Below are 22,646 nucleotides of genomic sequence, written 5' to 3'. Positions count from 1 at the left end.
TTATTGTCGATTTAATCAGATTAAAGAAATTTTACTACTACTTTGATGAAGAAAAACAGAACTTGTCAAGGCCATGAAGGAATCCTACAACGGACCGTAAAAATACTGACGATAACATTCTAAATACCGCCGCCTTTGAATTCTGTTGGCGATTAACTGATAATTTGCAGGATCTCCGTTAGTTTCTCATTCAAGGTTGCAAGGGTGTTGAGATTATTGGTGACCCAGTTGCCGCTTTTTATAGAAGCTCTCCTCATTTCAAAGAACGCGTATGACACGCGGGCTTGTCTTGATGATCCGTTACCGGCATGATTCATCCCTGCCGGGTATTTTGTCCCTGATGATGCCATACTTGTCATCCACATAAAATTTATTGACAAACGGATTGTAGATGGCATGGCACTTAACGCCGTTAAATTCGGCTAGATAATCATTGTCACCCAGCCTTTTGAGAATAGTTGCTTCCCGCAATTTGCCGTTCAATGAATGAATATGCATTTCTCCATTTATGGGAAAATTATTAAACATGGCAATCAACCTCCTGTAATCAATGTAAGAATCTCTTTGGCAAAGGTAATAATCACGCCGCCGGCCAGCGTCAGGAAACCGTTGGCCCGCTGGGACGGGTCGTGGGATTTAAGGGAAAGGCCGATCTGCACGATGCCAAAACCTAAAAGAATCATCCCGATGGCGCGAATGAGTCCGAAGATAAAGTCTGACAGATTGTTGACGACTGTCAACGGATCACCCGCCGCGTAAGCAGTTGCGGGAACGGCAACAATTATCTGCGCTATCAAGCAACTTAGCGCAAGCATTTTTTTTGTTTTTTTATACACTTTCAAAAGTTACCACCTCCAAAGCTATTTTTCAGGACTGCAATAGGACTACCAGCTCTTCCCCGCTGAGAAGCTCGTAATCCCCTTCTCCGTTTAGGTTTAATGTCTTCCAATCCAGAGCGTTTTCCGTACCTCCATGCCGATATGGCTGACTGCCCCCGTCGACAGTCAGCTTCAGATTGGGGTGTTTAAGGATATCGTACTTGTCATCCAGTACCGCCCGTTCCCCCCGGATAAACAGTAAAGCAAAGCGGTTATCCAGCATCCTTACTTCATCGGGAGTCAGAAGCTCGCGCCCGGACAGCTGGTAATTAGTAGAATAGCTGCCGTTTCTGCCCTTGCTCTGCCCGTAACTGTTGACATCAATGGTCTCCTTGCCTAAAAGCTCCGACACATATTTATGCGTTGACTGCTCATTGCCACCCAAATACAGAAACTCGTCGCAGTTGCCGACAATGGATTCCCAGCTGTCTTTAAACAGGGCTTTCAGTTGCGCCAAGTTTTGCAGGATAATAGATACGCTGATCTCCCGGGAGCGAACGGTGGAAAGCAGCTTGTCAAACTCGTCCGGCAAAGCGACATTGCTGAATTCATCCATAACAAAATGGACATGCACGGGAAGCCGCCCACTGTGCACGCTGTCGGCCTGGAAATAAAGCTGCTGGAACAGCTGGGTATAGAGCATGCCGACAATGAAATTAAAAGACGAGTCATTGTCAGGTATGACAGCAAAAAGCGCCGTCTTGCGCTCTCCTATGGATGTTAGTTCCAACTCATCCGTATTGGTGATACCGGCGATGGAGGCAAGATTGAACTTCTCCAGGCGGACACCCAGGCTGATCAGGATGGATTTGGCGGTTTTGCCCGCTGCCAGCTTAAAAATATTGTACTGCTTGACAGCCAGGTGTTCCGGCTCCCGCATTTCCAGCCGTTCAAACAGCTCATCCAGCGGACTTTGATAAGTTTCGTCTTCCTCCCGGATTTCAGCGGCAGCAATTAATTCCATGACCATAGGAAAATTTTGTTCCTCCGGCGGAGCTTCATACAGCAGGTACAACATCAAAGCCTCCAATAGGGCAGTTTCGGACCGCTCCCAAAAGGGGTCGTTGGTATTGGAGCCTTTGGGCGTGGTATTGCGAATCAAGTTGGTCACCAGCTTAAGAACATCTTTGTCATCCTGCAAATAGGCAAATGGGTTGTAGCAATGGGAAAGATGCATATTGATTAAATCCAATACCTTGATTTCATAGCCTTTGGCTTTTAGCAGATTGCCAGCATCCCGCAGGATTTCCCCCTTGGGGTCAAGCACGACAAAGGATGTATTAGACTGCATTACATTGGGCTTGGCGTAGAATCGGGTCTTGCCTGAGCCGGAGCCTCCGACTACCAGCACGTTTAAATTTCTTCTGTGCTTCCTGCCGTTCAGTCCGATACGAACGTTCTTGGTCAGGATTTTATTTTGGAACCGCTCTTTATCTCTGTATTTTTTATTGACAGCCGCAGAGCCGCCCCATCGGGCGCTGCCGTGCTCCTCCCTCCGCCGGTAATTGCGTTTGGTGGTAAGGTAAATCCCAATACCAAGACCATAAGAGCAAATAAATATCAGGATACACTTAGGGGAATCATTAACCCATACAATGTCAAAGGGATTCTTCAACGCTGCCGTGAGCTTAGCGATGATTTCAGGAAGCCCGCCCGATACGGATGGAGCAGTCAGCAGGGCCGCCCAAACTACAGGAATTAAAAAAACCGCAAAGAGTATCAGTGTGCTCCTTGCGGTCTCAGCGCGCCTCATCTTGGTGCCTTCGTCTCAGTTTTTTAGCTGGTGCGTCAATGGTTTTAAGCAGCAGTTCATCCACCGCATCGGTCGGACGTTTTTCTTGAATCAAGTCGTTCCTGAGTTCGTTTAACGCATTGACCATTACACCTTGCTCATAAGTGTCCAGGGTAAGTACCCGTTCCTCATCTTTCATGACTTTCCTCCTCACTTTTTTGGTTCTAGTTAACGGTCCGTTATGGATCTTAATCAAGCCTTACCTCTCTTTCGGCTTTAATTTTGGAAATTTTACCTGCCGCCCTTGACGACCTGCATTCTGCCTTCCGGCTTGCGGTTGTTCCCTGACAGGAAAGCCCCTCAGTTTTTCCGCCTGCTCCTTCTGAGCATTTTTGATTTCCCGTAGTTCTTCACGAACGGATTTTTTTGGACGCTCAGCACCCTCGGCGGCTTTCACGCTGCGCCCGGAGATAGGCTCGGACGGACGGGATTTCTCCGTCGTCGCCGTCGTAGGGTTTGTATTGTCAACCGGCTCTTTCTGCAAATCCCTTGCGGCTCTGGTCTTCTCGATTTCGCTCTTGATACTGGCCGTATCCACGGTCGCCAGCTTTAAGCGTTCCACAATACGGTTGATTTTGGCGGCGTCTTCCACCCGCACCATGAGGTCGCACATTCCGTCCAAGTTTTTTTTATCCCACAGAACACAGTACAGAACTCCGTAGCGCTTGGCCTCCTGCGAAAACTTTTGTAAATCCTCGTTTTTAACTGCAAAGACTTTCAACTCCTTGCCGCTTCGCAAAAGCCCTTCCAGTCGGGTTTTGCCTTTGGTCTTTTTCTGGTCTCTCAGGACGGCATAAAGATAAGTGGCAAGGTTTTTCGCCCCCGCTCCCGAGATTTTAGCAACTACTTCAATCCCTTTAAGGCTCATATTAACCATTTGATCGGCTGCTTCGGCTCCGCTGTTCATGCTCTTTTTCCTCCCTTTGTTTCTCATTTTCCTCAAGTTTTATCTTGGACAGTTTCTCCTTCATCTCTTCAGAATGAAATTGGATGCCCCTACAAAGCTTCGTCTCCTTTCGGAGTCGGGACAGCTTCTTGGAAAGCCCGGCAATTTGCTGTTTGTATTCGGCAATCTGCACGTCGTCTCTACAGCGGCGCAGGAGACGGTAAAGAGATTTGCGTTCTGCTGACAAGCCGGCCATTTCCTGTTCGAGGATGGATTGATGGCCTAAAAGCTGCTCAGCATTTTCAATCCGGTGCTTGCAAAGCAGCCTAATCTGAGCGGTTAATTCTCCTAAATAACGGATATCTTCCCGCAATAAAAAATGCGTCCGTTTCCTGGACGCGGTATGCTTCGGCAAAACCCCCATTTTATATAAGTAGTGGAAGTATAGCCCCTGCAAGCCCTTGAGTTTCCTGATCTTTTTCAGGTCAGGACTTCTACTGGCGGCAATGCGTTTTCTTTTGGGCTCCGGCAGAACCTCCTGCTTCATAGGAATTCGGTTTTGAAGTATCCTCTCCTTAATAACATCTTCACTGTAACCGATTCCAAGCGTCTTCAGCCGGACAAAGCGTTCCTTGCCCTGCGGACGAACCGCGATATATTTCACGCCTGTTTTAACTTCATAACCCTGTTTTCGGAGAGTGGCAATAAACTGCGTGAAGGTCATGGATCCGCCGATTGCCTTGTCTACATCTTCGCGAATCAGCCCCCGCCAAGTGGGCTTGCCTTCCTGTCCGGCTTTCCATTCGGCATAATGTTCCGACCTGCCCTCCTGCGAATTTTCAATGACTGACAGAGAGTATTCCCGGCACAACCGGTCGGAAACCTGCCGCAATTGCGCGTAAGTCGCCTTGTTGTCGTAATAGCGCTTGCCGTCGGCAAAAGAAACGGAGTTCAGCACAAAATGGTTATGCAAATGATGTTTGTCCAAATGGGTGGAAACGACAACCTCAAAACGTCCGCCCCAGAGTTCCTCTGCCAGCATTACGCCGATAGCATGGGCTGTTTCTGGATTTGCTTCCCCCGGCGCAAAGGATTGGTAGCCATGAAAGGCCAGAATTCCGTCTTTTTTTTGAAACTGCAGCTTGGTCTGTGACATTTGCTTATAGGCGATGGCTGGATCGCAATTGATGCCGGTAACATAATACTGCTTTTCAGTTTTGTCCTCCCGCGCTGTATATTCCAGTACCTTCTGCAAACCCTGCATGTTTTGGCTTGCAAAGCCCTGATTTTCTGTCTTGCCGGGGTTGGTGGCATAGTTTATGACCCTATCCAACCGGTCTTTAATATCCCATATCGCTGTGGCAGCCATGATTCACTCCTGCTTTTGCGGCGACGTTACCGCATTGCGGATATCCAGTACGGCCTGGCGGAGACGGTTGGCTTCATCCTGAAAGACAGACTGGTCAATATAACCCGTGGCGTTGGCCTTGGCTGCGATTTGATTCAGATTATTGCCGATGGCGTGAAGTTCTTTCATTAATGGGTGATAATCAGCCGGTGGGAGCTCTTTAGGCACAAAGCCGTTTATAAGGATGCGCAGGTAAGTTTCCCTGGAAAGCCCGGATTTTTTGGCACCGGCTTGCAGTTTCTTCTTTTCTTCAGGATTGAGCCAGACCTGGACACGGATGTTGCGTCTTCTCATCGTTATTTCATCTCCTTTGCTATGGATAGACCAAACCTATAGATTGTATCACTAAGACAGCAAAAAAAAACAACCAGTTGAATTTAAGAACTCATCTGGCCGTTTTCAGGGAAAAACGCTTTATCATATATAGTTAAGCAATTTTATTTGATTCCCAGCTTCTCCTAATATTAAGCATTTTATAATACTGGTTTAATAATTTATCCAGCTTCTCACTTAGATTTACAACATCAGGATCAGTAAGAGGTTTACAACTCCCCAGCTGGTTCAGATCGATTTTCATATCTTCGATAATTTCAAGCAACTGTTTGATTTGGCTTTCCATTGGTAACTTTTAACTCCTTCTTACGAAAACTCACGAATACAATTTTACAATAGAATTATATGGCTTATCCATAGGTTTTTTTGTCGTAATATGACATTTTTAGATGGAATTTCCTTGATCTATGGATTGGCTAATTTACAATTAGAATTTTTTAGATACTATAAACCAATTACTCATGAGGCCGCGGTACGGGGAGTGTCTCCCACTCAGCGTACGGCGGCCCGGTCCCGCGAGCGCTTTGATGTGCCTTCATTCATAGTTCAGTGCATAGGCACTTGAAAGCGCTCGCCAGACGGAAAAGGAATACCCGTGAGCACGGTATTCCAAAGGGGTTTTAGGGGAGAGACTGTGTTTAGCACAGTCTTTCCCCTAACAAGCGAATTTGGGAGACCAAATTCAGTGCTTGCTGAAACACGTGACAGTGGTGTTATGCTGTCAAATGTTTGAATGCATAACCACCTGCCGAAAAGAAAAGTTCTATCATCATTAACTCTGCAAGAAGCAGAATATGATTACAATGATTAAGAAGGGAACAAAAAAACCTGGTCAACATGTCCGTTAATCAGGTAACTCGGTACAAAATGAAATTGTAATCGCTCTATCAATTCTTCACCGAAATGATAGTACGTCGGCTAGGATACAAGTGATTCAAAAATAAGCTTTATGGCATCACTAAATCCCTTCTGATAGGATATTTCAGAATGAATTGACCCTATGCAGCCGGTAGCCCGTTCAATATTCTCAATTAAATCTTTCTGCTCCTGGTTAATGCCCGTTTTTATCAACTCCTCCCAAGCATTACCGGCCTCATCCATATATTTATGGTATTCAGCCTCGTTATGAATCATTTGATTTATATCTTCCTCATGATTTTTAATAAGAGTTAAAATTGACATTTGCTCTTCCCCCAAAAATCAATTCTATATTTTACTAGATATCGAATATATCCTATTTGAAGTCATATGTTCAGTCAATTGTGCGTTTTGGGATATCCTAATCCTTATCTTAGATATAGTACAATTTCCGTTCAAGCTCTCTTATGGAGTCTTTTCGGTTTTCTTTCCCTGAGTAGAATGATGTATTTCTTATCAAGATTAAAGGAAAATATTGAAAGATATTGAATTTTAAAGAAGGATTTAATTTCCCCACTCATTATAAGCTATAAGAATCTATTTTTGAGAAATGTACTTATTTATGGAGGAAGGGACATGTCTTTTTATGAAACAGAAGCAGGTAAAGCATCAATTGAACTAGTTTCATACTGGATTTCTTGGAAGAAATTCAAAATTGATTTTTATTTAAAAGTCTTAGCAAAAAGATTTATAAATGGCTTTAGTAAAGAATCTGAAATCGAACAATTTTTATTAAATGTAATAAAGGAAAATCTTAGCTCACATAAATGGAAGGACCTACCTAATATCTTAACCGATGCTTACAATTATATTAATTCTAATGATATTCAAGTATGGATAGAAGAATTACATACTAAAAGACAAATAGAGTTTACAACTTGGCAAGAAAGAAGAACGCTTAATAAGAGTATATTCCAAATAAATCACCAAAAAGAAGAAACCATCAATGCTAAACAAAAAGGAGAACTTGAAGATCTCCTAAATAGCGATTTCCTTACAAGTAAGCCTTTATGGGTTAAGTTATATCCTGATTTAGTGAACAGCTTTAATCAAATTTCAATGGAGTATGTAATCGATTGGTTTGAAAAACAAAGATGGAAAATACCTGATAAAGAACAGGCTCAATGTATTGCTGAAGTATGGGACAATGTTCAAGTTATTGCCCGTGCCGGGAGTGGTAAAACATCAACAACAGTAAATCGGGCAGCCTTTTTAGTTAAACATTGTAAAGTTGACCCTTCAGAAATACTGCTACTTGCTTTTAATACCGAAGCAGCTAAGGAAATTAATTTAAGATTACAAGGCTTATTAGGGGAATCGACGACACCACAAGCTATGACTTTTCATGCTCTTGCCCATTCTTTAGTACATCCCGAGGAAGCCTTAATCTTTGATGATGAAGCCAGTGGTTTTAAGAAAAGCTCTACTGTCCAACAGGTTATAGACTCATATATTCGTGATGATAAATGGTCAAAAAAAATAGAAAAATTGATGCTTAATTATTTCAGGTCCTGTTGGGATGATATTGAAAAAGGCGGTTACAATTTAGAACCTGAAGAAATGATTAAGTATCGCCGCTCTTTACCTTATGTTGGATTAGATGGAATATACTATAAATCTAAAGGAGAAAAATTGATAGCCGACTACTTTTTTGAACTTAACATTCCTTATAAATATGAGAAAAATTTCTGGTGGAACGGACTTAATTATAAACCTGATTTTACGATTCCTCTTGAAAATAATGAATTAAGTGGAATAGTAATTGAATTTCTAGGTTTAATTGGAGATCGTGAGTATGATAAACAAACTGAAAGGAAAAGAGAATTTTGGAGGAGTAAATCGGACTATTTATATTTAGAGATTTATCCTGCTCAGATCGATTTAAATTTACCTATTGCAAAGGAAATAGGTCCACATTTAAACAAATTTGGATATGGTTTAAAAAAGCTTACGGATCAAGATATTTGGCATCGAATAAAAGATCGTGCGGTTGATGAATTTAGTTCTACCGTTAGTCAATTTATTGGTAAGTGTAGACAGAAAATGATTCAACCAAACGATTTAACCGATATTGTGAAACGTCAATCAAATTTGTCAGAACTTCAAATTGAATTTTTGAGAGTAGCGTGGAAAATTTATCAAGAATATCTCGAAACACTTGCTATGAACCAAGAAGAAGATTTCGATGGATTACTGATGAGGGCAGAGAAATTAGTGAAGTCAGGAAATACAAGTTGGCAAAGAAGATCAGGTTCAGGGAATTTAAAGTCACTTAGATATCTTTTTATTGATGAGTACCAAGATTTTTCTTTGCTTTTTTATCAATTGGTGTCAGCGATTAAATTCGTTAATCCAGGAATAAAACTCTTCTGTGTAGGTGATGACTGGCAAGCTATTAATGGATTTGCTGGATCTGATTTGTGCTACTTTAAGGATTTCTTGGGTTACTTTCCAGATGCGAAACAACATATAATATCTACGAATTATAGATCCTCTAGAAATATTATCAACGTTGGAAACGCTTTAATGCTCGGAGAAGGTGCCCCATCAAAGTATGGCAAGAGTAATAAGGAAAATAAACTTGAGTCAGGAGATGTTTGGATAACACATATAGATCAATTTATGCCCAATGATTTGGAAAAAGAAATCTATAATGGTGATACCATAACACCAGCCTTGATAAGAATTGTTTATGCTTTGATAAAGGAAGGAAAGAAAGTTGCTATACTTTGCAGAAGAAAAAATGGTTTACCATGGTATACCACGTATGAATCTGGAAGAGGAAAATATCTTAAACAATTGAAAAAAGCTATTATTAAGGCCCTTCCAGAAGAATACAGAACAAAGCTAGTTGATATAAATACGGTTCATTCTTACAAAGGAAAAGAAGAAGATGCAATAATAATAGTTGATGCTGTAGCAAGAAGCTATCCACTTATTCACCCTAATAATATTTTTTTTGAAGTGCTTGGGCAAACAAAAGAAATATTAATTTCTGAAGAAAAGAGACTGTTTTATGTAGCGTTAAGCAGAGCAAAGCATACTTTGGTAATTGTTTCTGAAAGCAATAATCAGTCGCCATATCTAAAAGAAAATATCGCAAAAAAAATTACACTAAAGTCTTTAAATCTAAATTATCTGGAATGTCCACCAAGAGACGGAACACATTTGAAAGTTAGCATTTATAATAACAATAACAAGAATGGGACTCTGGAGATAAAATCCTATTTGCTAGAAAATAAATTCCGATGGAGTCCAGCAGAAAAGGCTTGGATTAAGCATTTTCCTGTAAAGGAATTTTCTGAGAAAAAGTTGTTAAATGAATCTTGGATCGTAAAAGCGAAAAATATATCAATTTCAGTAACAGATGAATTTGATAACCACATACTTCGAATTGAAATTGAGGATGAGAAAGTAAACATAACGTATAAAAGCAGTACCCCTTCTTTCTCTTAACTACATTAGATTTTCCCGGATGAGAAATACAAAATCACCAATCTTTTATAATTCAGTTAATATGATAATAAACATAGCATTTATCTTTCCTTACAATATGGCTCCCGTATACCCATAATAATTTTCAAATAATCGTTAAAATCCTTCCCCCGCTCCGGCGGCTCGTCGGAAACAGTATATTTATTTGGAAGAATTGTTTGAATGGTTTTTACAGCTATCCGTCCGGCTGCGTCATTGTCCAAGTGCAAAGAAAGTTCACTAATCTGCCGAAAATCTTTTAAGTATTGCATCAAAGCGGTAGGAGGAGTGCTCTCCCCGATGTCCTGTTTTGGTTTGTAAATTCCGGCAAGGGACAGGCAGGAATCCTGTCGCCAATCCCTGCCGGCAATTATCTCCAGAGTACAATAAGACATTAAATCGATGGCACTCTCAAACAGGTGAAGCTTGCTGCTTTTGCTTCTTGCAGGAATAGAAAAGGAATAGTGCTTGTCACTCCCGTTTGCCTCGCCCATAAACCTCCTGCGGGATGTCCCCCGAAGTGATGCGTACTTAGGAATGCCTTGCCGGTCAAAGCCGACAAAGACCGCGTTATGGTAATTATGGCTTTCATAAAGCCGTTTGGTCTGGACGCAGTAATCGATTATTTCCCGGTGAATCCAGCGTCCAACAAGGTAGGCTATCACCCGGTCATTGTTATCGTTTTTCTCCGGCAGAAGCAGCTTCTTTATTCCGGCTGATTCCGTTTCTTTTGATGAAACAGATGATGTCAGCGGTGTTTGTCCATCTATTTGTATCACTGCCTCGGGCAGGGACAGTCCACGTACTTTAACCAGGTAATCCAGAGCGGAACGCCCGCCGATACCCCGGGACCACCAGCACCATTTGCCGTTGCTGATTTTCAGACTGTCATGAGTGCGGGTCGTATAGACATTGCCGGAGAAGTGCACCAGTTCCTGCGGCTCGTAAGATTGCAGATAAGTAAGCAGGTCCATTTGCTTGGCACGCTCAATCTGCTCCGGTTTTACATAAGGCATGTTTTTCACCTCATCTTTCGTAGCCCACGGCTTTCTTCTCTGGAAACTCTGGCTCTTCATCCGGCTCGTCGTCCATTACTTCGTTTTCCCGTTTATCCATGTTGAGCATGATATTCAGCTCCGTCAGCCGGGCGGACTTCGTCTGCAGCTCCTGTTCCTTTTCAAACGGGATCTCAATCTGCTCTTTGGCCGTTTCCACCTGCTGGCGGAGTGTTTTCAATTGCTCCCGGCAGTATTCCAGCTTCTTGGGCATTTCTGCTAAAGCATTGTTAAGCCTGGTGATGTTGCCAAGGATATCCGCACCTAGCGTCACGGGATGGCTCAGAGCGCCCCGCAGGGTAACCTGGTACTGTTTGCCGAAGGTATCAAAAGAAAATAACATCGGAAAACCCAGGTAGCTGCCAAACTCCTGCGGTTCCGGCGAGGTCATCAGCTTGCAGGCTTCGAGAATAGCCGTGCCCGCCTCGGCCTTTTCAATATAGCGGACACCTTTAATGACCAAGCCCGGAAATTTGCTGTTCTCCGCCCCCTCCCCGGAAGGCTGGGAAATATGATGCTTCTCATAAAGAGCAATGTCCTTTTCATACCCGGCAATTCTTTCCTCTGCCAATTTTATCTGCTGCGGATATTGTTTTAGCAACCGGTCTTCCAAAGCGTAACGCTGGCTTAGATGGTTGGCCTTTAAGAGTTTCAGTTTAGACACCTGGATATCCAGGTCCATCTTTTCTTTAATATAGGGATTACCCGTCGCCAGCGCTTTAACCTCGGCGTAGGAAAGCGCCGTCTCGTCAATATCTTCGGCGCTTCGCACAGGGGACTTGGAAGTCATAATCTGGGATATAAATCGCTGCTTATTCTCCAAGATCTGATAGAGATAAGCGTCAAAGGTGTTCTCGGTAACATATCGGAAAATATGCACCTCGTCATTTTTATTGCCTTGTCGGACAATGCGTCCTGAACGCTGCTCCAAATCCCGCGGCCGCCACGGGCAATCCAGGTCGTGAAGCGCGATCAGCTTGTCCTGGACGTTGGTTCCGGCTCCCATCTTAAAGGTAGAACCGAGAAGGACCCGCGCATGACCCTTACGCACCCGGGCAAATAGTTCTTTTTTCTTGGTTTCCGTATCGGCTTCGTGAATAAAGGCGATTTCTTCACCGGGGACGCCGCGGTCGACAAGCTTTTGCCGTACATCACTATAGACGTTGAAATTCCCGTCGTCTTTGGGTGTGGACAGGTCGCAAAACACAAGCTGGGTCAGCTTTTTATCCTGATGTTCCTGCCACAAATTAAAGATGTTCTCTACACAGACATTTACCTTGCTGTCCTCATGGTCGGGCAGAACAGGATTTGCCAGCCGCTGGTCGAGAGCCAGTTTGCGGCCGTCGTTGGTTATTTTCAACATATTGTCCTCATTCGGCTCCACCATCCGGTTGCGCACCCGCTCGGCGCGCTCGCCCAACCTGACCACCATGTCCTGCTGAAACTCACTGGGCTTGACCGCGACATTGCGGTAGTTGGCTTTCGGAACGGGCAGATTCAGCATGTCCGCCGTCTTGATGTCGGCAACCTCCTTGAACATATTCATCAGTTCCGGTAGGTTGTAGAACCTCGCGAACCTCGTTTTGGCCCGGTAGCCGGTGCCCTCCGGCGCAAGCTCGATGGCCGTCATGGTCTCACCAAAAGTGGAGGCCCAGCAATCGAAATGCTGGAGCCCATTCTGGCGCAGGGCTTCATATTGCAGGTAGCGCTGCATGGTGTACATCTCCGTGATAGAGTTGCTGATAGGCGTCCCTGTGGCGAAGATGACGCCGCGTCCCTCCGTCAGTTCGTCGAGGTATCGGCACTTGGCAAACAGGTCGGATGACTTCTGCGCCTCGGTGTGGGACAGACCTGCTACATTCCTCATCTTGGTGTACAAAAACAGGTTCTTGTAAAAGTCCGCCTCGTCCACAAACAGCCGGTCAACGCCCAATTCCTCAAAGGTAACCACATCATCCTTGCGGCTGGTGTCGTTAAGCTTATCCAGCTTCAGCTTCAAGGTCTTTCTCGTCCTTTCCAGCTGCTTGATCGCGTAACGCTCGCCCCGTTCCTCTTTAAGCTCCTGGATGCCGCTGGTGATCTCCATGATCTGTTCCTCCAGCTGCCGCTTTTGGCGTTCCTGGGAGATCGGGATTTTCTCAAACTGGCTGTGCCCGATAATCACCGCGTCATAGTCGCCGGTGGCGATCCTCGCGCAGAATTTTTTTCGGTTCTGGGTTTCAAAATCTTTTTTGGTGGCCACCAGTATATTGGCCGACGGATAGAGCTGCAAAAACTCCCCGGCCCACTGTTCCGTCAAGTGGTTGGGAACGACGAACAGGCTTTTGCTGCAAAGTCCCAGATGCTTGCTTTCCATGGCCGCTGCCGTCATTTCGTAAGTCTTGCCCGCGCCAACGCAGTGTGCCAGCAGGGTGTTTCCCCCGTACAGGATGTGGGCTACTGCGTCCACCTGGTGCTTGCGGAGGTTGATTTCCGGATTCATGCCGGTAAGCCGGATATGGCTGCCGTCGTACTCACGGGGCCGGATGGAGTTGAAGCGGTCGTTGTAGATCCTGGTCAGAATCTCCCGGCGTTCAGGATCTTTCCATATCCAGTTTTGGAAAGCTTCCTTGACGGCCTCCTGCTTCTGCTGGGCAATGGCGGTTTCCTTTTTGTTCAGTACCCGCCTTTCTACGCCGTCCTCATAAACAGTGTCAAAGATGCGCACGTCCCGCAAATTCAGGGTTTCCTCTATAATTTTATAGGCATTGATACGCTTCGTTCCGTAGGTTACGTTAGCCTTGATGTTATCGCTGCGGTCGTCGTTTTTGCCTTTGACATTCCAGTTGGCGGTATACGCCGAATAAAAAACGTCGATATACCGCCTGTACATATGGGGAGTTTCCAGAAGTTCAAAGATAAAGTCCTTGACCACCTCTGGCGGCAGCCAGGTCGCGCCCAGCCGAACATCAATTTCGGAGGCGTCTAAATCCTTCGGCTGCACCGCTTCCAGAGCTTTGATATTAGAAGCTAGTTTTTCCCCCTCTTCTGGCGGCAGGATTTTAGCAAGTCCCCGAACCTGTTTAAGTTTTTCACGAACGTTGCCGGACAGGTATTCGTCCGCTGTTACATAGGGAAAAGAATCCACCTGAAAGAAAGCTCGGGGGACGTTTTCCGGGATCACTTTGATGAAGTCGCGGAAGATTACGTCCTGAAGGTCCTCGGCAAGGCGTTCTTCCGGAAACCCGGTCAGGCTCTGCATAAAATCCATGTCCACACGGGCTTTTTCTGCGATGGAAATGGCCAATGCTTCGGCAGCGGTATCCACATGGGTGACGACTGTACGCTGCTTAATGGTGCGTTTGGTGAACATATCCGCCTTGCGCTCCAGCTCGCCGTTTTCATCCAGAATCTCCAGCGAGCAGAGCAGGCAGTAGGAACTGTCGTCAGCAAAGGCCATGTTGTTGCCCCGGCTGTTTAAAAGCCCATATTTAGCGACAAAAGCATCGTATAAATTATTTAACTTGCGCTGCTGTTCCTGGATTGTTTTGTTACCGTAATCCTCCGTCTGGTATTCAATTAAATCCCGGACACAGTCGCGGATAGCGATCATGCCTTTAATCCGGCCCGCCGCTGTGACGGAAGTTTCCACCCGGTTCATGCGGCTGTTTTCCCGATAGTAAATTTCCCCGTCCACCAGGCAATAGCTGAAATTGCGAACATTGGGATCGGCCGGGATGGATGACTCCGTGTCGTCGGATAATTCATCTACCCCGTATTCCGTAATTTCCGCATGGATGTTTTCGAGCGCCTCGCGCAGCAGCTCGCCTAAGTTGGAGCCCTCATAGGGGATGCAGGTTGTTTCGCTCTTGTTACCGTACATCCGCTCGTCATAGGCCATTGTACCCAGCACCATTTCAGGGTTTTCGGCAAAGTAACGGTTGACGACAATACCGTCCTCAGTAGCGGAAAGATGCACCCAATCCGGCTCGATATCGATTACCCGGTCGCGCTTTTGCAGGAACAGGATATCGGCTGTGACCTCCGTACCGGCGTTTGCCAGAAAAGCGTTGTTGGGCAGCCGGACGGCCCCCAGCAACTCGGCCCGCTGGGCGATGTACTTACGGACTTCAGGGTTTTGCTTGTCCATCGTGCCCTTGGAGGTTATAAAGGCAATGAGACCGCCAGGCCGAACCTTGTCCAGCGTTTTGGCAAAAAAATAGTCATGGATGTAAAACTTATGCTTGTCGTACTTTTTGTCCGCCACGCCGTAGCTGCCAAAGGGCACATTACCGACGGCCAGATCGAAAAAGCTGTCGGGCAGGCTGGTTTCCTCAAAACCCTGTACCGCAATGCTGGCGTTTTGATACAGCTGCCTGGCAATCCTGCCCGTGATGCCGTCCAGTTCAACTCCGTACAGCTTGGAATTCTTCATACTCTCCGGTACAAGCCCGAAAAAGTTGCCGATTCCGCAAGCGGGTTCCAAAATGTTGCCGGTCTTAAAACCCATGTTCTCCAAACAGGCATAGATGGCCTTGATTACAGTGGGGGATGTATAATGGGCATTTAAGGTGGAGGCCCGGGCGGACGTGTATTCATCCTCGCTGAACAACTCTTTCAATTCCGCGTATTCCTTGGCCCATTGGCTGTTTTGCCCGTCAAACACCTGTGGCAGGCTGCCCCAGCCGACGTACTTTGAAAGAGTCTCTTGTTCTTCCGGTGTGGCCAGGCGGTTTTGCTCTTCTAGTTGATTCAGCAGACGGATGGCGGTGACATTCCAGCTGTATTTTGTTTTCTGTCCTCCCATTCCCAAATTGTCGCCGGTGATGGTGAAATTGACGCGGCGCTGTTTCTGCGTTTTCAGCTGGCAATCATTGATGACTTTCGATACTTCTCCGTCTTGTGTTTGTTGCTGTACGGGTTCTTTACCCTGCGCCAAAATGCCGTGCACAAAAGCAATGCTTTCCCTGCGGAAAATGGGAAAACCCGTACTGTGCTGGAAAGTAATGTCCCGCAGGCTGACAGTTCCTGCTTCTTTGTTGATTGAATCGATTGCATAGCGTCTGTCTTCAATGGCAAGCTCCATGCCGACGGTCATTTCTTTTTCGGCTGGTTTTTCTCCCTGTTCGCCCGACAACTCCAGGTCAAATTCTAAATAGTTTCTTTCACCCTCGCTGCCGCTGGCGATGGTAACGGTATCGCTTTCACGAGTGATGGTGATGTCTCCGGTTGCCCGTACCCAGGCGGGTGCGTCAGGGTCGCCGAAATGAAGGGCAACACTATCCCTTTCTTCCGTCAGAGAATCCTCATAGGTTCGTTGGAATACATCATCGGCCAGCCATTCTTTGAACCGCGGCAGGGTTGCATAGGCCTCGTAAAAAGCCGGGTGTTCCTCCCTCATCGAAAGAACAATGAGGTCAATTGCCTCCTTAAGCTCCTGTTCGGCACTTTCCGGATCAGTGTCCCTATCCCGCAGGTAAGGATAGATCTCGCCGGTTCGTATCCGGTTGACGATTTCGGGCAGGTATGTTTGGTACAACTCGCGGGGGGACATTTTTTCCGTATTTTCTTGGCCGGTTTCTTCCTGGGCTATTTGTTCCGGTTCTTCCGCAATAATAAGAAGATGGTCATTCAATGGGTTTTCTCGCAGCATCCGTTCCAAGTCGTCCCGCGCCAGTTCCCTGCTGAACAGCGGAAAGTTGATATCTCGCAGCATCACTTTGCCGCCTTCTAAGGAAAAAACCTCGTATTCGTCTGCACCCAGATACACTGTGTCACCGAGAGAAAAGATGTAATGGGTGATGTCCTCTGATAATGTATCTTCTTTTTTGGGCGGGGCCGGTTCCCGGTTCAGGATTTCCCGGGCGTAAGTCTGCTCGGCAAGCTGTTGTCGATGTTCTTCCATCAACCGCTCATAAATTGGGAGGTATTCTCTTTCCTTGCCGTTTAAATAGCGTCCGGCGGCAATCAGTTCTCCAAGCCGTTTGGCAACCTGGTTCCAGGACAGTCTTAATTCCGGATTGGTTATTAAGCTGCCGCTTTTACTTAAGGAGATCCCTTTGCTGTCATGCCATTGGTTGCCGCTGGTCCCATCCAGAAAAATATGAGTTCCGCCGCCGATTCCGTACTCCCGTTTAAGAAAGGCAATGGTTTCCTTCGGAGTATGCCGTTCCTGGTAGTGCAGATAAACACGGAATTTACCGTCTTGGAAACCCGTGCCCCGGCATAGGGCATGGTCAATTTCTTCCTGGGGAATAGAAAAAGCGAAGGATTTTTCGTCCTCCGCCTGTTCTATAGCTTCAATTTGCTTTTCAACCGTCGGGAAAATTGTTAGCTGTAAACGATCTCCGCCAGCACTGTTTCCTCTGCTTGGTGTCTCAGGTTGTTCAGATGTCCCGTCCAGCCCAGCGGGTCGGCTACTTTGTTCGGCGGGGGACTGCTCTGCAAGAGCTTGGCCGTGATCAGTTCGATTCGCTCCTTCGCCGTCCGGTCGGTCTCCGCCAGATGGCTGTTCAGCTTGCCCGATAGTGTTAGGCTGGCGTACATCCCTTTCTTGTGGTTTTTTAGATATGTCCTCCGCAGCATCCCATACTTGCCGATGTGCGTTTTCTCCTCCGGCAGCGTCAGGTCGGGAATCAGGTAATCGCCCTGCGGCGTGTAAGTCAGTTCCATCTTCGCCACCCCTTTCATTACTGTGCTTTATGGTCTCATTGTCTCCCGCATCCTGAGTTTTGACAAATGTACGGCTTTTATTTTTCTCTTCTTTTTGCAGTTCCTTGACTGTCACCCCTATTTCCCGCAGGAGAATTTCGGAAATGTCGCTGGCTGCGGCTCCCAAGCAGGAAACAGTGTCCAGGGTATTGAAGTTCAAAACACATTGGAAGTCCTCAAAACCCAAACTTCTATCCGCATCACAGCCGCAGCGGATTAAGAGCATAAGGGCCACGGAACTAATCAGCGCGTCTTTGAAGACGACTTCCACGTTATGATCGTCCAGTTCCTCCAGAAAGCTGTTCTCCCGGCATTCCAGCAGTTCAGAGAGATAGTCGGGAAAATTGTCCTCTACTGCATTACGGGCAGCAGAAATTAAGACGTCCGACAGTTCCTGCTTTTCTTCGAGTTCGCCAAAGGTATTCTCCAGCCTTTCCGTTACGGCCTCAGCATATCCGTCCTTTATCTCCCAAAGAACTACAGGGTGGTTGTAGCGGTTGTTGGTATCCGCAACATCAAACACATGATGCAGGCTTAACCGTCCCCCTATGTCGTCAATAAGAGCAATGCCCTTGGCGCCCTTGTTTACCCACCGCCCCAGTTTTTCGTTCCATACCTCTATAGGGGCACAGGCTGTCGCGTCGGGACGCTGGGCGTAAATCAGCAGCTGGTCCTTGAATGGATATTTATAGTTCCAAGCCGCTGTTTGCAGGAAGTTCGTCCAGTTGGGCGGGGTTTTAACGGCATCTAGAGCTGTCCGCTCCGCAAGCTCCGTGATCAGCTGCAGTTTTGTTACCAACGTTTATCCCTCCTAGCTCCCATACTTATCTCTCCGGCTCACGGCTTTTCTTTTCAGCCTGTTGCACCGCTCTTTCATCAGAAATTTCTTCTTTTTGCAGGCTTTTCAAGTGGTGAATTTCATCCAGTGCCCTGTTGCAGAGATCTTCAAGAGCAGTTAGTCGGTCGCTTACGTAATGTCCCCAGTGATAATCCTTTTCTTCCTTTTTGCATCTCCATGTCACAAACTTGTCCGGAGCATTTTCTTTCTGCCCGATGACAAATTCCAGGTTTCCCACACTTAGCCGGTCGGTTATGGCATAGCCTGCGTTTTTTTCTCTCTCCATTCAGGACACCTCCTATCGCACCTGTTCCGGTTTTCTATGTTTAACTTGTCTTTCGGCTTCAATCTGCCGCAGCCGTTCTTTGGCCCAATCGGGCATGCATTCCGGTTTGACGATGCCTAAAATATCCCCGCGGTTCCAGCGTGATTCCTTGCCTGAATAAAGGTTGACGGTATAAACTGCCCGTCCTCTTGCCTTGCCCTGGGCTCCGAAACCGCCCGTAACCAGCACCAGCTGTTTATCGACGGTACGGTATTCCGGACGCAGACACTCCTGACGGATAATCGCTACTTTGTCCTCTATGCTCTCTCCAGTATCATCCGGAACACAGTGCTCCAAAGCAAAAGGCTCCAAAGGAACGGATATCTTTGCCCGTTCTGCTTTGACCGTTTCAATCTGGGCAGTTATGCGGGAGGTAAATTCCGTCATCATCTCCACATAATCTTCACTTACGACCGCGTTAAAATATTGGCCGACGCCCAATGGGTTACCCCTGGAGCAATTGCACACCATGAAGGGATAGGATTTTTTTTCATCCTGCAGAAAGAGGATTTCCCTGTCGCCCATCGTGATGGCATGTTTTATTTCATAGGTATCCACCATCCACTTTTCATTGTCCAAATTCTTCACACTCCAATCCCATGCCGAATATATAAGGAAGGACTGCCGTCCTTTTTGCTACTTCCTTTATTTCTTTTTTCTCCGGATCTGCCAGCAACCCGCACCTCCGATAATCACCAGACAAAGTACAATTGTCAGTATCGTTTTCAGCTCCATAAATACACCCTCTTCTCTTTCCGTATTTGTTCTATACAAAATCTTCCTTTTCGGTATTTTTTTACCGTTAACAAAAAAGCTCCCTGCATATTTACAGAGAGCCGGTTTACCTGCCGAAAAAAGAAGGGAACTGTTTTTTTCGCTCTTTTCCGGCGTTATCCATAATATTCACAGTTTTATCTTCATCCGGTGCCTTCCTGTTTCCATCATTAGTCCGGCGGATCAGGGTTCGGAAGGTCTTTGCTCTCTTCTGCTCTATCTGTCTCACAAATTTCTCCTTTCCCTAAGCAATACTTAGATATGTTTTCTTAAATACTGAGTTATTTCTTTTTTCGGCTGGTAAATTTCAGGGGGTGAGGTGTGGAGAGGGGGACAAAACAACAGCGCTTTGTACCGATTCCTAAAAAAGTTGAGACTACCCCCTTGGTATCGCATACGGAAATTTATGCTCACGATAGCTATATAGGCACTTTTCATCCGCTATATCTCACCGTTCCTGCTCCCTTTGTCGCTTTTTGTACCAGCTTTCGAGTAATTGGACAATAAGGTCCTCCTTTTGTTTTTCGGAATAGTTCTTCGGAAAATATTGTTCGATGCGCTCGCGCTTGATATTGAATCTTTCCTTTTGGTTCGGTTTTTCTTCGGTGAGAATGGAATAAATGACATCCGTGTTCAGCCTTCCCTCCTGGCTGAATTTTTTCAGCCGCTGAGCCTGGGATAGAGACGGCGTGTTTTCCTCCAGCTTCATTGTTTCCAACAGCTCCGTCTGTTCTTTTTCGGTCAGGTAGGAGATTTCCACGGCAGGATTAAGGGCAATTTGCTTTTCGTCCACCATTTCGAGAATGGGCGGTATGAGTTCGGTGAGACGGATGTAACGGAATATTTGAGGCCCACTTTCTCCTGACTGTCTCGCTAAATCTTCTCTCGATGTTGTACGGTTTGACTTTTGTTCAACTTGAACAGAAGTTAAATCCGTTCGTTGTCCCTGCCTGTTCATGGCTTCCAGCTTCATTTTATAGGCGAAGGCTTTCTCGCTTGGCAAAATGCTTTCGCGCTGGAGGTTACTATCCACCATGGCGACAATTGATTCATCGTCGTTTAGTTCTCGGACAATGCAGGGCATAGTCTCCTTACCCGCCAGTTCACTGGCTTTCTTGCGCCGGTGTCCGGCAACCATTTCGTAGCCGCCGTCCGCTTTAGGCCGGACAAGGGCTGGGACTAAGATACCATACTGCTTTACACTGTCCGCCATTTCCAGCATGGCTTCATCGGCCTTAACCTTAAAGGGATGGTCGGGAAAATCTCTGATCTCCGACAGCGGAATATCTAATACTTTTTCCCGCTGTTTGTCTTCACGGCTGGCATCCGTTTCAAACATTTCATCTACCGAGGTCAGCTTCATGTTTCTGACGTTGCTTTTGGCCAATGTCCAACACCTCCTTTGTAAAGGTTTGGTAAGCTTTGGCGGCTATCCCATGTGGGTCATGGATATAAATACTTTTTCCCTCAGCACTTGTTTCTGCCGCCCGGATGGATAATGGGATTTCAGTCTTGAACACACACACCTTATCTCCATAGTCTCGTCGCAGGACAAAAGAAATGTCCTTGGCAAAGGTTGTGCGGTTATCCACCATTGTTAGTAGAATGCCGTCAACCGTTAGTTTTGGATTGATTTGCCTTCTCACCCTGGCAATAGTCTGCATCAGCTGTGTCATTCCTTTGGCAGGCAGATAGTGGGCCTGGACGGGAATAATAACGCTGTCTGCGGCGGCAAGAGCGTTGATGGTCATCATACCGAGCGAGGGCATGCAGTCGATGAGAATATAATCGTACTTCTGCTTGACACTATTAATGTAGCTGCGCAGTACCATCTCCCGACTCATGGTGTTTACCATTGACACTTCAATAGCGGACAGTTCAATGTTGCCCGGCATAAGGTCAACGCCTTCCTCCTGATGCATTATGCCTTCGTCAGGTTCATACCTCTCCTCCGTCATGACTTTTGTCAGGATCGTGGCCAGTGAAACAGGTAGATTGTCCGGTTCATGAAACCCCAAGGAATCTGTTAGGTTACCCTGTGCGTCTGCGTCTACCAGCATTACTTTTTTGCCTAGGGTGGCTAGTCCGATACCGAGGTTGACTGCCGTCGTCGTTTTTCCGACGCCGCCCTTTTGGTTTGCAAGCGCGATTACTTTGGACATATTTTTTACCTCCTTTAATTAAAAAAACCGCATGCTCTATTAGGACAATAAAGCAAACGGCTTCTTTACTAATTTCATATATGATAAACAAAAACATTGTACTACTTCTCTTCACTCGGACAATTAGATAAATCCAAAGTTATGTAAGTCTGCAATTTTTGAAACAATGACTCAATGTCTGTGAAAAACTGGTCAACCATGTCCGCTTCTTCTGCCTCGGATGCCAGATTAGACATCGTAGTAATGTAATCTAAGCAATTTAAAAAATAGAGTAGAGATAGGAGGACGTACTGCTTAATTAGATCACCACAGCGTAGGAATCCTTGACCGCAAATCATTTATACATATTCTTATACCAAGTTTCGCCACAAGTTCTCTTAATTTCAACTATGTCTCTCATGTGTTCATCCACTTTGAATGTCCAGATTTCAACATCATCGAGTAGCCCGCCGTTATTTTTAAGAAACATGTCGACAAGGCTCTCACCAGAATGCTTAATTGAATCCTGAAATACTAAGATCTTTTTGTCCGCCACGATCCTAGATAAGTAAAATACTGCCTCTAGAGCTGTGGAGACTTTTCCCGATGGCATGTTACTGCCTTTAGTCCAGGTATAGCTTTTACACTCTGCAATTATTAAGTTATCACTTGAAACTAGGTCGAATTTGTGTTCTTTGTTAACACCGACAACCAAAGCTTTTTCTTTAAAATCTTGACTGAAGGTTTTTTCGAGATATACTTTTACTCTTTTTTCAAAGTCACCGGGAGATAAACGGGATTCTTCTGTTATAGTTTTTTCTTGTTTGTTAGTTACCATCGGCTGCACATCATTTTCTAAGGACTCCGGAAATCTTTCTAGTATCTTACTTACTTTTTTAATATTATGGCAATATGAACATACGTTACTTTCTCTATATATTAACTTTTCATTAAATGCCTTCGTACAGACAGCATAAACAGTCTGTCGAGGGGTCATTTGAAGTATTTTAGAAAGACAGTCGTCACAATAAGCCTTTTTATTTTGCCTCAAGTATTCCAGCATTTTCTCTTTATTACTGCTCATTATATCCTCCAGTGTCAATATTTTATTTAAAGTCACTTCTTACTACTTTC

Annotated in this window: 19 protein-coding genes; 1 reads left to right on the top strand and 18 read right to left on the bottom strand. The window is 45.7% G+C overall.

Annotation, left to right across the window (positions count from 1 at the left end; all coding sequences use genetic code 11):
• Nucleotides 1-300: 300 nt before the first annotated feature.
• The 9 genes from AB3489_RS01790 to AB3489_RS01750 form a co-directional block, all read right to left on the bottom strand.
• Entirely contained in the window at nt 301-528 is a 228-nt protein-coding gene (locus tag AB3489_RS01790; RefSeq protein ID WP_368293750.1) for a hypothetical protein, read from the bottom strand.
• A gap of 5 nt (nt 529-533) precedes the next feature.
• On the bottom strand, nt 534-815 hold the full coding sequence (locus AB3489_RS01785) for a glutamyl-tRNA amidotransferase (RefSeq protein ID WP_368294560.1): 282 nt from the start codon (nt 813-815) through the stop codon (nt 534-536).
• Nucleotides 816-867: 52 nt separating this feature from the next.
• Nucleotides 868-2,631 carry a VirD4-like conjugal transfer protein, CD1115 family gene (locus AB3489_RS01780; protein ID WP_368293749.1) on the bottom strand — a complete coding sequence of 588 codons (1,764 nt, stop codon included), beginning with the start codon at nt 2,629-2,631 and terminating at the stop codon, nt 868-870.
• A complete protein-coding gene (locus AB3489_RS01775; protein ID WP_368293748.1) occupies nt 2,618-2,809 on the bottom strand; it encodes a hypothetical protein in 192 nt (63 codons plus the stop codon). Before AB3489_RS01775 ends, AB3489_RS01780 begins: the two co-directional genes overlap by 14 nt.
• Before the next feature lie 60 nt (nt 2,810-2,869).
• Nucleotides 2,870-3,577 (bottom strand): PcfB family protein, encoded by a 708-nt coding sequence (locus AB3489_RS01770; RefSeq protein ID WP_368293747.1) that lies wholly within the window; start codon nt 3,575-3,577, stop codon nt 2,870-2,872.
• The gene (locus tag AB3489_RS01765; RefSeq protein WP_368293746.1) at nt 3,540-4,925 is read right to left on the bottom strand and encodes a relaxase/mobilization nuclease domain-containing protein; all 1,386 of its coding nucleotides are present in this window, start codon (nt 4,923-4,925) and stop codon (nt 3,540-3,542) included. The genes AB3489_RS01770 and AB3489_RS01765 overlap by 38 nt, the downstream gene beginning before the upstream one ends.
• 3 nt (nt 4,926-4,928) lie before the next feature.
• A complete protein-coding gene (gene mobC / locus AB3489_RS01760; RefSeq protein ID WP_368293745.1) occupies nt 4,929-5,258 on the bottom strand; it encodes a plasmid mobilization relaxosome protein MobC in 330 nt (109 codons plus the stop codon).
• 133 nt (nt 5,259-5,391) lie between these two features.
• Nucleotides 5,392-5,583 carry an aspartyl-phosphate phosphatase Spo0E family protein gene (locus AB3489_RS01755; protein WP_287896692.1) on the bottom strand — a complete coding sequence of 64 codons (192 nt, stop codon included), beginning with the start codon at nt 5,581-5,583 and terminating at the stop codon, nt 5,392-5,394.
• A 632-nt stretch (nt 5,584-6,215) separates the two neighbouring features.
• On the bottom strand, nt 6,216-6,479 hold the full coding sequence (locus tag AB3489_RS01750; RefSeq protein ID WP_368293744.1) for a DUF6809 family protein: 264 nt from the start codon (nt 6,477-6,479) through the stop codon (nt 6,216-6,218).
• Between the two features lie 312 nt (nt 6,480-6,791).
• Between AB3489_RS01750 and AB3489_RS01745 the strand changes: the two genes are divergently transcribed.
• A complete protein-coding gene (locus AB3489_RS01745; RefSeq protein WP_368293743.1) occupies nt 6,792-9,671 on the top strand; it encodes a UvrD-helicase domain-containing protein in 2,880 nt (959 codons plus the stop codon).
• An 80-nt stretch (nt 9,672-9,751) separates the two neighbouring features.
• Here AB3489_RS01745 and AB3489_RS01740 read toward each other — a convergent pair whose 3' ends face one another.
• The 9 genes from AB3489_RS01740 to AB3489_RS01700 all read right to left on the bottom strand — a co-directional run bounded on the left by AB3489_RS01740 (nt 9,752) and on the right by AB3489_RS01700 (nt 22,596).
• Nucleotides 9,752-10,705, bottom strand: a complete 954-nt coding sequence (locus AB3489_RS01740) for a DUF3991 domain-containing protein (RefSeq protein WP_368293742.1) — start codon at nt 10,703-10,705, stop codon at nt 9,752-9,754.
• A 10-nt stretch (nt 10,706-10,715) separates the two neighbouring features.
• On the bottom strand, nt 10,716-14,336 hold the full coding sequence (locus tag AB3489_RS01735) for a DEAD/DEAH box helicase family protein (RefSeq protein ID WP_368294559.1): 3,621 nt from the start codon (nt 14,334-14,336) through the stop codon (nt 10,716-10,718).
• A 2,717-nt stretch (nt 14,337-17,053) separates the two neighbouring features.
• Nucleotides 17,054-17,395 carry a TnpV protein gene (locus tag AB3489_RS01730; RefSeq protein WP_368294558.1) on the bottom strand — a complete coding sequence of 114 codons (342 nt, stop codon included), beginning with the start codon at nt 17,393-17,395 and terminating at the stop codon, nt 17,054-17,056.
• An 863-nt stretch (nt 17,396-18,258) separates the two neighbouring features.
• Nucleotides 18,259-18,558, bottom strand: coding sequence for a hypothetical protein (locus AB3489_RS01725; protein ID WP_368293741.1), 300 nt, complete (start codon nt 18,556-18,558; stop codon nt 18,259-18,261).
• A 12-nt stretch (nt 18,559-18,570) separates the two neighbouring features.
• Nucleotides 18,571-19,185 carry a hypothetical protein gene (locus AB3489_RS01720; RefSeq protein WP_368293740.1) on the bottom strand — a complete coding sequence of 205 codons (615 nt, stop codon included), beginning with the start codon at nt 19,183-19,185 and terminating at the stop codon, nt 18,571-18,573.
• Between the two features lie 253 nt (nt 19,186-19,438).
• Entirely contained in the window at nt 19,439-19,600 is a 162-nt protein-coding gene (locus AB3489_RS01715) for a hypothetical protein (protein WP_368293584.1), read from the bottom strand.
• Nucleotides 19,601-19,819: 219 nt separating this feature from the next.
• Entirely contained in the window at nt 19,820-20,734 is a 915-nt protein-coding gene (locus AB3489_RS01710; protein ID WP_368294557.1) for a ParB/RepB/Spo0J family partition protein, read from the bottom strand.
• On the bottom strand, nt 20,712-21,533 hold the full coding sequence (locus AB3489_RS01705; protein ID WP_368293739.1) for a ParA family protein: 822 nt from the start codon (nt 21,531-21,533) through the stop codon (nt 20,712-20,714). The genes AB3489_RS01710 and AB3489_RS01705 overlap by 23 nt, the downstream gene beginning before the upstream one ends.
• 334 nt (nt 21,534-21,867) lie before the next feature.
• The gene (locus AB3489_RS01700; RefSeq protein ID WP_368293738.1) at nt 21,868-22,596 is read right to left on the bottom strand and encodes a hypothetical protein; all 729 of its coding nucleotides are present in this window, start codon (nt 22,594-22,596) and stop codon (nt 21,868-21,870) included.
• Between the last annotated feature and the right edge of the window lie 50 nt (nt 22,597-22,646).

This window comes from Dehalobacter sp. TBBPA1 (assembly GCF_040931655.1).
Classification (GTDB): domain Bacteria; phylum Bacillota; class Desulfitobacteriia; order Desulfitobacteriales; family Syntrophobotulaceae; genus Dehalobacter; species Dehalobacter restrictus.
This window is presented reverse-complemented; position numbering and strand designations above follow the sequence as displayed.

Bases quoted from the DNA above. Each gene is read 5' to 3' on its own strand.
- AB3489_RS01770 (WP_368293747.1), bottom strand. From the start codon at position 3,577: ATGAACAGCGGAGCCGAAGCAGCCGATCAAATGGTTAATATGAGCCTT.
- AB3489_RS01705 (WP_368293739.1), bottom strand. From the start codon at position 21,533: ATGTCCAAAGTAATCGCGCTTGCAAACCAAAAGGGCGGCGTCGGAAAA.
- AB3489_RS01740 (WP_368293742.1), bottom strand. From the start codon at position 10,705: ATGCCTTATGTAAAACCGGAGCAGATTGAGCGTGCCAAGCAAATGGAC.
- mobC (WP_368293745.1), bottom strand. From the start codon at position 5,258: ATGAGAAGACGCAACATCCGTGTCCAGGTCTGGCTCAATCCTGAAGAA.
- AB3489_RS01790 (WP_368293750.1), bottom strand. From the start codon at position 528: ATGTTTAATAATTTTCCCATAAATGGAGAAATGCATATTCATTCATTG.
- AB3489_RS01725 (WP_368293741.1), bottom strand. From the start codon at position 18,558: ATGGAGAGAGAAAAAAACGCAGGCTATGCCATAACCGACCGGCTAAGT.
- AB3489_RS01785 (WP_368294560.1), bottom strand. From the start codon at position 815: ATGCTTGCGCTAAGTTGCTTGATAGCGCAGATAATTGTTGCCGTTCCC.
- AB3489_RS01745 (WP_368293743.1), top strand. From the start codon at position 6,792: ATGTCTTTTTATGAAACAGAAGCAGGTAAAGCATCAATTGAACTAGTT.
- AB3489_RS01710 (WP_368294557.1), bottom strand. From the start codon at position 20,734: ATGAAGCTGACCTCGGTAGATGAAATGTTTGAAACGGATGCCAGCCGT.
- AB3489_RS01780 (WP_368293749.1), bottom strand. From the start codon at position 2,631: ATGAGGCGCGCTGAGACCGCAAGGAGCACACTGATACTCTTTGCGGTT.
- AB3489_RS01765 (WP_368293746.1), bottom strand. From the start codon at position 4,925: ATGGCTGCCACAGCGATATGGGATATTAAAGACCGGTTGGATAGGGTC.
- AB3489_RS01750 (WP_368293744.1), bottom strand. From the start codon at position 6,479: ATGTCAATTTTAACTCTTATTAAAAATCATGAGGAAGATATAAATCAA.
- AB3489_RS01735 (WP_368294559.1), bottom strand. From the start codon at position 14,336: ATGATCGCTATCCGCGACTGTGTCCGGGATTTAATTGAATACCAGACG.
- AB3489_RS01775 (WP_368293748.1), bottom strand. From the start codon at position 2,809: ATGAAAGATGAGGAACGGGTACTTACCCTGGACACTTATGAGCAAGGT.
- AB3489_RS01730 (WP_368294558.1), bottom strand. From the start codon at position 17,395: ATGGAACTGACTTACACGCCGCAGGGCGATTACCTGATTCCCGACCTG.
- AB3489_RS01755 (WP_287896692.1), bottom strand. From the start codon at position 5,583: ATGGAAAGCCAAATCAAACAGTTGCTTGAAATTATCGAAGATATGAAA.
- AB3489_RS01700 (WP_368293738.1), bottom strand. From the start codon at position 22,596: ATGAGCAGTAATAAAGAGAAAATGCTGGAATACTTGAGGCAAAATAAA.